Below are 12290 nucleotides of genomic sequence, written 5' to 3'. Positions count from 1 at the left end.
ATCTGCCGAAATGCAGTAAATCAGCACAACATCCGCACAGCAAAAGTCTTTTTTGCTGCAATATGACTCTGCTATAATAGTATCGTCAAAATTGAACAGAAACGCAAGAGCGCCTTTTTTCGAGGGCGCTTTTTTTGTTTGGAGGTGGTCGAAATTTCACGCGAAGAGCGGGATGTTTACCTTATCCCGCAGAATTTTGTGGACACTGGTACGATTCTTGGCGGCACGGTCAAGCTGCGCAATGCGGTGGAGGCGGCTGTGCTTGCTGTGGGCAGTGCGGTGCCGCTGTTCTATCTGCCGTTGGCATTCAACATCCGCTTGATGATCGTCATTGCGGTGTCGGTGCCGCTGGCCGTGTTTGGTGTAGTCGGTTTTGGCGGTGACAGCCTGACGCAGTTTGTGGCACATTGGTTCCGCTTTATGAAGCGCCGCCGTATCGTCACACCTACACAGCAGGGCAATCTCGAAGCCAACCGACACCGACATCTACGGCTCATCAGTAAGCGATGCCGTGTTGTCTACTATGATGATTCCGATACCCTGCCCCACAACGCGCAGGTCTTGCAACGTAAGGCGGATCGCCACGGAAAGCTGGTAAAACGGCAGACGCTCTACGACTTGCTCCCCATCGAGAAAATCGAGAACGGCATCCTGCACACCACAGATGAGCGCCACATCAAGATTCTGGAGATCGAGCCCATCAACTTCCTGCTGCGCTCCCCACGGGAGCAGCGCAGCGTCATCTACTCGTTCGCCAGCCTTTTGAAAGTCAGCCCAGTGCGGCTGCAATTTAAGTCATTCTCCCGCAAGGCCGATGTCAATGCCTATCTGGACAAGCTGCGGCGGGATGCCGCCAACGAACCGGACGCAGCGGTGCGTAAGCGCCACATGAGCTATATCCGCTTTGTCAAGCGGCTCGGTTCCCGCGATGCTGTTAGCCGTCGCTTCTTCGTGATTTTCCAGTACGAAGCCCCCACGAACGAGCGGAATATCTCCTATGCCGAAATCGTCTCCACGCTCGAAACCACCGCCCGCAGCTTCCGCACCTATCTAGCGCAGTGCGGCAACGCCATCGTGGAACACGAGAACGAGGACGAGTTTCTCACGGACGTTTTCTATACCTTATTAAATAGGCGAACAGCGGTACAGGTGCCGTTGCAGGAGCGAATCCAAGATGTGCTTGCCAGCTATTTGGCCCAGAACGATACCACAGCGCTGGATAAGATACCTCCCGCCGCCTTTATGATCCCGCCCTCGCTGGATTTGAAGCATGGACGTTATCTCTACATGGACGGCACCTACCATGCCTACCTGATGATTCCCGCAGACGGCTACCGCGCACAGGTCACGGCCGGGTGGATGGCATTGCTGGTGAATGCCGGCGAAGGCATTGATGTGGATCTGTTTCTGGAACGACAGCCCAAAGAACGCATGATGCAGAAAATCGGGCAGCAGATCCGCATCAACCGCAGCAAAATCAAGGACACCAGCGACACAAACTCGGATTTCGATGACCTCTCCAACGCCATTCGTTCCGGCTACTACCTGAAAGACGGTCTTGCCAACAACGAGGATTTCTACTACGCCGCCATCCTCGTAACGGTCACAGCCGCCAGCGTCAAGGATTTGGAGTGGCGCATCGGGGAGATACGCAAGCTCATGGTCTCGCAGGATATGAATTTGCAGCTGTGCAGTTTCCGGCAGGAAGCAGCTTTTCTCTCTTCCCTGCCGCTGTGCGCCCCGGATGCGGCGCTGTTCAAAAAATACCGCCGCAATATCCTTACCTCAACCGCGGCCAGCTTTTATCCGTTCGTCAGCTTTGAACTGTGCGACACCAACGGTGTACTGCTGGGCGTGAATAAGTACAATAACTCCCTCGTCAGCCTCGACAACTTCAACACCCATATCTACAAAAACGCAAATATGGCGATTCTCGGCACCTCCGGCGCGGGCAAGACGTTCACTATGCAGCTGATCGCCCGGCGTATGCGGCTGGCGGGAACACCGGTTTACATCATCGCTCCGTTGAAGGGTCACGAGTTTTACCGGCAGGCCAAGGCGCTGAACGGCACCATCATCCGCATCGTGCCGGGCAGTCCGGATTGCATCAACGTCATGGAGATTCGCAAAATCGACCACACCAGCAGCGAACTGCTGGATGGTCCTATGCCGGAGCAGTCGGAACTGGCTGCCAAAATCCAGAAGCTGCACATTTTCTTCTCGCTGCTGATTCCCGATTTGAGCAACGAGGAACGCCAGCTATTGGATGAAGCCATCGTCACAACCTACCGCAATAAGGGCATCACTTATGATAATGCCAGTCTGGACGACCCGGCACATCCCGGTCAGTACCGTGAAATGCCGATATTAGGCGACCTGCACACTGTTTTGTCCGCTGCCCCGGAAACGCGGCGTATCGCCAATATTCTGAACCGCCTTGTACACGGTTCGGCATCCAGCTTCAACCGCCAGACAAACGTGAACCTCGACAACAGCTATGTCGTCATCGACATCAGCGAGCTGTCCGGCGACCTGCTAACCGTGGGCATGTACATCGGGCTGGATTATATGTGGGATAAGGCGAAAGAGGATTTGACCCGCCGCAAGCAGATTTTCATAGATGAGGTATGGCAAATCATCGGCGCATCGTCCAACGCTTTGGTGGCCAACTATGTATTCGAGGCTGTCAAAACCATTCGCGGCTACGGCGGCGGGGTTCTGGTTGCCACGCAGGATTTGAACGACTTCTTTTCCTTGGAAGATGGAAAATACGGTCGCGGCATCCTGAACAACTGCAAAATCAAAATCATTCTGAATTTGGAGGAAGAGGAAGCCCAGCGCGTGCAAAGTGTTTTGAAGCTGACAGATGCCGAAATCGACAACATCACCCGCTTCGAGCGCGGCAGCGCGCTAATCGTCACAAACTCCAACAATGTCACCGTTGATATGCGGTGCAGCGAGGAGGAAAAAGACCTGATCACCACAGACCGGGACGAGCTGCGCCGTATTGTAGAACGCAAAATGCAAAATCAACCCGAAACGGAGGAATCCTAATGAAGAAACCTGTTATCACTGCCCTGTGCTGCCTGCTGTCACTGGGCACCGCCACCGCAGCCTTTGCCGAGGAACCCACCCCTGCCCCGGAGTTGGTGGGATTGCCGCCGGAAGATACGGCGTCGCTGTTCTACCCGGACAGCATCTCGTGGCAGGAAAACGGCGGGCAGCTGCTTGTCGTCAAGCAGTACAGCGTACCGTATGGCACAACCGTTGCCGACCTGACCGAAAGCACTATGCAGTGGAACGGCGTCGATTACACCTTATGGGGCGTTACGCAGTCTGTGGAGGGCGGTGTGACCGAGGAGAAAGAGGTCACGCAGGATTTTGAATTGTCTGTGCGCAGCGCCGATGCCGAAACCGCCCGCAATGATGTGAAAGAGTCTGTTGCCTACGATGACGAGTACGGTTTTTCCGGCACGCTGACCTTGCAGGACATTACGATTGGCGAAACTTTGCAGGCCGACAGTACCTATATGGCAACAGCGCATTACGCTGGAACGGTCACCCGCACCGAGGCCGGAACGGTGCATTACACGCTGCTGTACGCGCCGATTTCTGCACCTGTGGTGGTTGCTGCGGCGGAAAGCGGCATTACCCCTGCCCTGCTGATTACGGGTATCGCCTGCGCGCTGCTCTTTATCGCGGTGCTGCTGATTATTACCCACCTGCTGCGCAAAGAACCTACCCATACGGCTGAGCCTGCAAAGCCCGCACCTGCGCCGAAAGTCTATGTGCCGTCTGGGGATATTGTCCTCGGCGGCAGAAACGAGGATGAAGATGAAGAAAATCTCTGATTGGGCAAAAGTCCTTCTGCCGCTGGTCGGCAGCGGACTGGTGCTGCACTACCTGCTCCTATGGTATGATCGCCGCCATGCGGTGGCACTGCATAAAGAAGTTTACCACAAGCCGAAGTATTAAGGAGGAAAACAATGATTGCACAATGCCTTTACCAGTCCGACCCGAAGAATCTTGCCAGCATGGGCAGACAGCGCCTTGCCTGCCAGCGCGCCGCCCGCAAATTGCAGTGGGGCGTACAGAAAGAACGCATTTCCGAGACAAACGAGCCTGTGCCGCTGCTCATGCGCCCCGCCGTCAAGGAGATTTTGCAGGATGCCGAGCAGCATCGCTTCGATGTGCTGCTGATCGGCAACCGGGATTCACTCTGCTGTGATGCCGCCGACATGGAGAGTTTTTTGACCGTGCTGAACTCGTTCAACATCCACATTTTTGCCGGCGGCCAGGGCAGTTGGGTCGAGCCGAACGGCCGCCACTACGCGCCCCTGCCCCGCCTGCCGTGGCAGGAAGATGATGTTGCGGAGGTGCCGCAGTGAGAGAAAAATTCAAACGCTTCTGCGATACCGCCAATCCCGATTTGCTGCGACTCGTCATTATTTTTGTTTTGGTCGGGCTGCTGTTGGCTGGGTTCTTGCTTTTCGGGCGTTCCGGTAATGAAAATTCAGTGATGCCCGCGTGGGAACAGGCCGAACATGTTGAGCCACCCGATGAACGACTTGCCGCCGCGCAGAAAGAAAACCCGGACACCGTGGCGTGGATCACGATTCCCGGCACAAACATTGACGCGCCTGTGCAGCAGTACGGCGACAATGACTATTATCTGCGCCGTGACGAGAATGGGTCCGAGGATTACCACGGCTGCATCTACGCCGACTATGCCTGCCGCATGGACAGCAGCGTAAAAGTTTCTCGCAATCTGATTTTTTACGGGCATACGTTTACCGACGAAGATTATACCGGCGGGTTTGAGGATCTGCACAAATACCGCGTGTTCGAGTTCGGGCAGGAAAACCCGTACATTTATGTTTCGCTGGCAGATGAAAAGTTGGCGTACCAGATTTTCAGTGTGTGGGTCTGCGATGCAAACGATGATACCGATTGTATTCAGGCTGACCCGGACGATGCAGCATTTCAGCAAATTCTGGACAAGGCTGTTGCCGGCTGTGCGTTCGACTACGGTGTGGACGTGACGACTGATGACCATATTCTGACGCTTTCCACCTGCACGGCAGACCCTAACAGCCGCCTGTTGGTCGTTGCCAAGCTGATTGATGGAGGTGGTGCAGATGTAAAATCCTAAATCGCACGCACTCTTTTGACGTATAAAACCACACAAGGAGATATGCAATGCAATATAAACTCAAACACCGCTTATCTGCGGCGCTCATGGCGGGTGCCATGTGCTGTACGATGATTCCTGCTGCCTCGGCCGAGGAGATTTCCACGCCAGAGATAGCAGATACATTTGTTCCCGAAATTACGGACAGCGTAACCCCAGACCTTTCTCAGATTACCGAAAATCTGTACAACGATTTGCCCGATGCACCTACTGGTAGTTATCTCGGCAGCATGGGGCTGCCTGTGGCAATCGGTGAGACGAAAATCAGCATCTCGGCATGGGTATCTGACCTGTATGATGGTACCGATGCCCACATGGACGCCGATGCGCTGAACGGAAATGAAAGCACCGTCATCGTTGGCCGCAATCCCGATGCAGATTATGCGGTAGTTCCTCTGTTGGTACAAACCGAATACCCCGCAAACAGTGCAACAGCAGAAGTTGTACTTCCGAAAGGGGTGGAGGTTCTCAGCTACGCATCTACTGATGCAGACCTCATTTCTGCCGATGATGCCGAGCAAGCCAAAATCCTACATCAGACTTACGCCGAGCAATCTGCGGCTGCAACAGGCTTTTATGTGAAGGCTTTTTCTGACTTCACTGCGCAGTTTGTTTACGCCAGCCCGGACGGCACCACTTTACAGAAATCTATTCATGTACAATTGTCGGATGATGCAGCCCCTGCACAGCTTTATGCCGATAACGGTGTTGCAACACTCGCAGCAGGTCCTACCCCGCCCTATGCCACCGGCAAAATCACCAGCATTGCCAAAGAGGGCGGCACTTGGCTTATTTGGTTCAACGGACAAGAAGCCTACTGTTGCAGTCATGGTCTGAACGGTCAGCCCAATGGCTGCCCGACCTACACTTTTGACCATGTGTCTCGCCTTGAGCCCGGCCAGTACACCCCCGGCAACCATTACGCGAACCAAATCAACATTTGGGGCGGCCTCGGTCAGTTGAGTCTCGATATGCTGGACAGCAAGCCCGTTGTTATGAGCGCGGATACAGAGCAGCCCGACCTCATCAGTGAGATCTACGATGAAACCCAGCAGTGGATCATTACCAACTATCCTGATAGTTATGCTGCGCAGGCCTATGTTGCTGCCGCCGAAGAATTGGCAGACGGCACGGCGGTGCAGTCTGGTGAGAACGGTTATTACACTTACATTTATAATCCGCCCGCAGGCTACGCATGGCAGATTGTGGCGCTGGTTGGTGAGGAAATTGCTGGCGGCACCGAAATTCCGGACGTGCCGAGTGCTCCTGAGCCGCAGTATTATTCTGCTTCATGGACCGCTCCTGCACAGAGCGCCAGAGGCAGCTTTGATCTGACGTTCACCGTCAACACCGATAAGTATCAGCTGAATACGCTGGAGAAAGTGGATGGTGCAGTCATTACCGTCACTCCAAGCCAGACCAGCGGCAGTGTGGACGGCGGTAGTTGGAAGATGACTCCTGCCGGAGCGCAGACCATTACCACCAGCGGTCACACGCAGGACGACAACTACCATTTGAATGGCGGCGATGGTTCTGCCACATGGACAGTACATTATGAGGTGTCCAAGACCAGCACAAGCACACTCAGCGGGCAGGAAGGACCGTTCACCAGCCAGGCTGAAGCGGATGCCGCTGCCGAGGCTGCCAAAAATGCAGCCATCAACCAACTGAAAAACGAAGCACAAGGTATGGTAGATGCTGCCATCGCCTCGGCGCGGGCACAGCTTGCAAATATTACGTTTAGCTACGATGAAATCACCATTCCGCACGGCTTCGATACCACGTCTGGTGCTCTGAGCAGCCACCAGACGATTACTGTTCCTGCCAACAGCTCGAACTATTACCAGATGAAAAACGATGAGTGGTCGGTCAAAGTCAGTATTGACAAAATCGACAGCGAAACCAAGCAGCGCATCAAGGGCGATGCCGAGTTTAAGATTTTCGAGTGGGATACCGTCCGGCAGTGCTACATCCCCAATGGTGGGTACAACCAGTACAAGGTTGAGCGCCAAGCAGATGGAACTTACAAAGTCATCAACCACAGCAATTATGCCAACGGTTCTGACAATATCTATTACACCCAGCGAAACGAGGGTAAGTTCGTCATCGTGGAAAGCCATGCTCCCAGCGGGTACTATGGCGATTGGACGGATGTAACCAAACCCGGCACGGCAGGCTCTGTGCTGGGTAAGCGGGCGTATGCCTTTGAAATCACGAAAGCATTAGACGGTCAGACGATTTGGCTGGGCAACGCGGACTATAACGCCGACATTACCACGGCCAACAGCGGTGGTACGCTCATCGACACCGGCGAGGGCATCGTCACAATTACATTTGGCAGTCGCAATGCGGATAAGACCTATACCACCGATCCTACAGGTATTGCCAGCAACGAGGATTCCTACACCATGCACGCCGATGTCGACACCATGCAGAACGACCGCACTCTCGGCAGCATCACTCTCTCCAAAGCAGACTTTGATGCCGCCCGGTATCTGGCCGCAGGCAGTAATGGCGACTCAACGCTTGAAGGTGCCGTGTACGACCTGTATGCCGCCGAGGACATTCTTCATCCGAACGGCGTTTCCGGCATTGTCGATTACTCCAAGATCACCGATTCCAGCGGCAACCCCATCTGGCATACCACCGTGCTTACCAACGGCGCATGGAAGTCCGACTATCTCCCGGTGCTGAAAAAGGATTACCTTGTAGCCTCCGCCGCCATCAAGGACGGCAAGCTGGCGTTTTCTAATCTCTACTTAGGTCGTTACTACCTTGTGGAGCGCGCCACCGGCATCGTGATCCCCGTGGATTCCAACGGGCAGTATTATCTTTCCGGCAAGTATCCCCTGCTCAACAAAAAGCTGGAGCCTACCGGCAGCTATGCCGCCCTCGCCAGCAATGGCACAGAATACATCGACTATGTCTACCGCAACCAATATTCTGCTGTTGCCGAGAGTCGCGCCTTAGACGGCAGCAAGACCTATGACGGCTACTACCTGTCCTTTGCGAAAGGCTATCTCTGTGATGAAGTCAACCACTATCAATCCCTTACTTATGCAGATGAATCCACTTACGTTGTCCGCGCTGAAGATCAGACGCAGGACGAAGTACTGAAATCCGGGTTCAGTCTGCAAAAGCTGGTGTCCACCACCGGTCAGCCCTCCCCTGCCATTAAGCTGGGCGGTGCCGGGTTCAAAGTGTACCGTGTATCGCTGCTGAGCAAGGCAGACCAGTTTGCCCAAAACGCCGATGGCAGTTACGATACCGCCCGCATTCTGGATGTCTACCGTAAATCCAGCTACGATCAGGACACGCTGAAATTTGATTTTTCTGACGAAGAACAGGCTGTTGCAACGATGTACGAGAGTGACACCGCCGTCGTCACCCGCTATAACGCAACCTTGACCGCAGACGGCGATTTTGCCAACGGGCAGGGTCTTGGCTGGGTGCCGACCAACAATGCGCAAGAATATCGCTTATCCGAGATCTTCACGAACGAGGAAGGCATCCTGCGTGTGCAGGGGCTTCCTTACGGCCAGTACATCGTCGTGGAAACCACCGTACCGAAGGATGTTTTTCAGGCTGAACCGTTCCTTATCAATGTCAATGCATCCAGCCCGCAGAGCAGCTTTACTGTGCCTGCCGGCAGCATCACAACGCCCAGCGGCAGCTACATAACCTACAACATTCTGGACGAAGAATTAGAGGGCTACTTGCAGCTTGTCAAAATCGACATTGAGACGGGCAAGCCTGTCAAAATTGCCGACACTGCGTTCAACCTTTACTATATTGCCGAGGACGGTCGTGAGACCCTTGTTGAGATGAACGACCCGAAATCCGGCAATGCCTGGGCAAAGACCAGCACTTTCTATACCGATTCCAACGGCGAAATGAAGACCCCGGAAAAACTGCCGCTGGGCAGGTACCGCATCGTCGAGATCGAAGGTCCACGCGGGTATTTCAACGACCGCCAGTACAATGTCGTGTTTGAGCTGACCTCGGACCGTGTGTATCAGGTCAGCGGCGGCAGCGCCGACGGCATGGACGACTACGTCATCACCGAAAACTACTATAACCACGAGACACTGGGGCAAATCAAAATCCGCAAAATTGGTAACGTGCTGACCGGGTACGAGAACGGACAGTTCGTGTACGAGTCCGATAACCTTGCCAATGCCACCTATGAGATCCACGCGCAGGGCGATATTCCCACGCCGGACAATCAAGGCACACTCTGGTACGCAGATTGCGACCTTGTCGCCACCGTTACCACTGCCGAAGATGGACAGGTGGACGAAGTCCGGTTCAGCCCCACGCGAACCACTGCAACCTACGATTTTCTGAAAGTAACCCACGATGGCACCAAGGGCGAAGTCACCATCACACTGCCGCTGGGCACCTACACAATTTCTGAGGTGCAGGCTCCTTACGGTTTTGTCCATACCGACCACACCTACACCGTGGTGCTGGACTGGGATAACCAGTACAACGACTTGGTTCTTGCAAAAGCCGTCACTGACCACACGCAGGATGGCGATGTTATCTACGATTACTCTATTATAAATGTAGGCAATGCCAGCGCCGAGCAGATGGAAAAGCAGATTCTCGTCTTTGAGAACGCCCGTGTGCTGCCGGTCGTTGAGGAGGGCAAAGTCGGTGTCGGGCTGTATAAGCTGGACCGCGACACCTGCGATTTGACCGATGAAGCGCCCTATTCGGACGGCTGTAAGACCCGCGCTTCCCTTTTGAATGGCGGCAGCAACCGTGCCGATATCCCGGCTGATGCCAAGATGGTTGCGGGATCCATCTATGAACTGTACACCGCAGACGACATTTACAGCATCTCAGGTGAGCTTCTGGCCGCCGCCGATACGCTGCTAGGCACAGCCACCACCGATCAAAACGGCCTTGCCTATTTTGACGTGGATGTTCCCCTGCGCGGCGAACATTACGGCAGCAGCGATGCCCACGACTGGACGACAAACAGTGGCCGCTACTACCTGCGCGAGATCAGTGTGCCGGACGGCTACCTGATTGAGCAGAGCGTAATTCCGGTGGAGTTCACCTACGAAAACCAGTTTATTGCATGGCAGATCGTTGACTGCCTGCACTCCGACAAGCAGACCACCGTGGAGATCGACAAGCGTGCTTTCGCCTCTGATTCTGATACCACCTTTGCCCTGCCCGGTGCCACCTTGACCGTGACCGATTGGAACGGCAATGTGGTGGATAGCTGGGAAAGCAGCGACACGGCTCATGTGATTCGTGGACTGCATCTTTCCCACGACTTTGCCGGGAACCGCGATACCACCAAAATCTATACGCTGTCCGAGACCCGCCCGGCAGACGGCTATACCACCGCCCGCTCGATTCAGTTCCGCTTGGAGCAGGCCACGGGCGATAACAGCTACTTGCAGGAAACGACGGTCTGGGTACTGCATGAATCCGAAGATGCCGAGTACCAGTCCGGCAGTATTATCTCCCCCACTGCATTCTCCGATGATTCCGTGGCTACGATTCCCGCCAAGCTGCGTGCTTTCTGGGATAAGTTGCTGGGCAAGAATCCCGATGCAGACGGCGTTGTCATTGCCAACTGGTACTGCGTGAACGGCATGCTGGTGGTGAATTTCACCGATGCCGCCAATGACCGCGCCATTGCCAAGTGCCTGCGGGAGAGCGATTTCTCCGATTTGACGTTTGATAAGGTCTACTTGACTGGCGCGGCGGCTCCTGCATTCTTTGCCGATAAGCAGGTTGCCGACAAACCTACCGATGCCGAAATCACCTACTCTGCAAGTTGGATTCTGCTGAAGGATTCCGATGGGTTCAGCCAGACCGTTACAATGCTGGATGCCCCGACCCGCGTAAAAATCAGCAAAGCCGACATTACGACTCACGAAGAAATCCCCGGTGCCACGCTGCGCGTTCTGGACAAGAACGGCAATGTTGTAGACGAATGGGTATCCGAAAACACACCGCACTACATAGAGGCTGTGCTGGTTGCGGGCGAAACCTATACGCTGGAGGAAACGCTCGTACCCGATAATTCCGGGTATGTGCCTGCCAATGCCGTTCAGTTCACGGTCGAGGATGACGGCGAGGTTCAGCACGTTTTCATGCAGGACGACTACACGAAAGTGCAGATTTCTAAGACCGACATTGCCACTGGCAAGGAGATCAGCGGTGCAAAGCTGAAAATCACGGACGCAGACGGCAAAATCGTTGCTGAATGGGTCACGGACGGCGCACCTCACTATATGGAGCGCATCCCGATGGGTACGTACACCCTGACCGAGACGATGGCTCCCACCGAGCAGGGCTATGTCCGCGCCGAGAGCGTTACCTTTGAGGTTGGCCCCACCGGGGATATTCAGCGCGTGGATATGAAAGACGACTTTACTAAGGTCGAAATTTCCAAGGCTGACATGACGGACGGCCTCGAACTGCCCGGTGCAAAGCTGAAAATCACCGATGCCAGCGGCAACACCATTGCCGAGTGGGAGACCAACGGCCAGCCCCACCGTATCGAGCGCCTGAAGCCCGGTGAGTATACGCTGACCGAAACTGCCGCCCCGGCCGGGTATCTGCTCAGCGAGGAAGTACACTTCACCGTGCGGGAGACCGGAGAGATTCAGAAAGTCACAATGTACGATGCCCCGGCACATTCGCTGATTCTCACGAAACGCGATATTGTCACCAACGCAAAGCTGGCAGATGCCCGCCTGACGATTCGCGATGCCTATGGCACGACCATTGATCGCTGGACAACCACGGATGGCGACCATGCCATTCGCGTACTGCCGGAGCGCTCCGCCGCCAAAGACCCGCACAAAAATCTGCTGCTTTTGTCCGATGACACCAGCGAACACGTCTACACGATGGTGGAAGAACTGGCCCCGGACGGCTATCTGGTTGCCGAGAGTATCACGTTCAAAGTCATGCAGATGAACGATGCCCTTGTTGTATTCATCTGGCAGGACGGCGGCTGGCAGAAATCTTCCGAGGGGTACCTTGCCATGTACGATGAGCGCACCGATACGCCCGTGCCGCTTATGAAAACTTTCCCGCAGACCGGCAGCATTTTATAAAAACTGTG

6 protein-coding genes are annotated in these 12290 nt (G+C 54.7%); all 6 read left to right on the top strand.

Going from position 1 to position 12290, the window contains the following annotated elements:
- The first annotated feature begins 144 nt into the window (after positions 1–144).
- The 6 genes from OGM81_11040 to OGM81_11015 all read left to right on the top strand — a co-directional run bounded on the left by OGM81_11040 (position 145) and on the right by OGM81_11015 (position 12282).
- Positions 145–3054, top strand: a complete 2910-nt coding sequence (locus tag OGM81_11040) for a PrgI family protein (GenBank protein ID UYJ44998.1) — start codon at positions 145–147, stop codon at positions 3052–3054.
- On the top strand, positions 3054–3851 hold the full coding sequence (locus tag OGM81_11035) for a hypothetical protein (protein ID UYJ42867.1): 798 nt from the start codon (positions 3054–3056) through the stop codon (positions 3849–3851). Before OGM81_11040 ends, OGM81_11035 begins: the two co-directional genes overlap by 1 nt.
- Positions 3835–3975 carry a hypothetical protein gene (locus OGM81_11030; protein ID UYJ42866.1) on the top strand — a complete coding sequence of 47 codons (141 nt, stop codon included), beginning with the start codon at positions 3835–3837 and terminating at the stop codon, positions 3973–3975. The genes OGM81_11035 and OGM81_11030 overlap by 17 nt, the downstream gene beginning before the upstream one ends.
- Positions 3976–3986: 11 nt before the next feature.
- Positions 3987–4388, top strand: coding sequence for a recombinase family protein (locus OGM81_11025; GenBank protein ID UYJ42865.1), 402 nt, complete (start codon positions 3987–3989; stop codon positions 4386–4388).
- 131 nt (positions 4389–4519) lie between these two features.
- The gene (locus OGM81_11020; protein ID UYJ42864.1) at positions 4520–5152 is read left to right on the top strand and encodes a class B sortase; all 633 of its coding nucleotides are present in this window, start codon (positions 4520–4522) and stop codon (positions 5150–5152) included.
- A gap of 47 nt (positions 5153–5199) precedes the next feature.
- Positions 5200–12282 (top strand): SpaA isopeptide-forming pilin-related protein, encoded by a 7083-nt coding sequence (locus OGM81_11015; GenBank protein UYJ42863.1) that lies wholly within the window; start codon positions 5200–5202, stop codon positions 12280–12282.
- Positions 12283–12290: the final 8 nt, after the last annotated feature.

The organism is Oscillospiraceae bacterium (genome assembly GCA_025758045.1).
GTDB lineage: Bacteria > Bacillota > Clostridia > Oscillospirales > Ruminococcaceae > Gemmiger.
Note: the sequence above shows the minus strand (reverse complement) of the source record. Positions and strands in the feature narration are given on the sequence as shown.

Bases quoted from the DNA above. Each gene is read 5' to 3' on its own strand.
- OGM81_11035 (UYJ42867.1), top strand. From the start codon at position 3,054: ATGAAGAAACCTGTTATCACTGCCCTGTGCTGCCTGCTGTCACTGGGC.
- OGM81_11030 (UYJ42866.1), top strand. From the start codon at position 3,835: ATGAAGAAAATCTCTGATTGGGCAAAAGTCCTTCTGCCGCTGGTCGGC.
- OGM81_11025 (UYJ42865.1), top strand. From the start codon at position 3,987: ATGATTGCACAATGCCTTTACCAGTCCGACCCGAAGAATCTTGCCAGC.
- OGM81_11020 (UYJ42864.1), top strand. From the start codon at position 4,520: ATGCCCGCGTGGGAACAGGCCGAACATGTTGAGCCACCCGATGAACGA.
- OGM81_11015 (UYJ42863.1), top strand. From the start codon at position 5,200: ATGCAATATAAACTCAAACACCGCTTATCTGCGGCGCTCATGGCGGGT.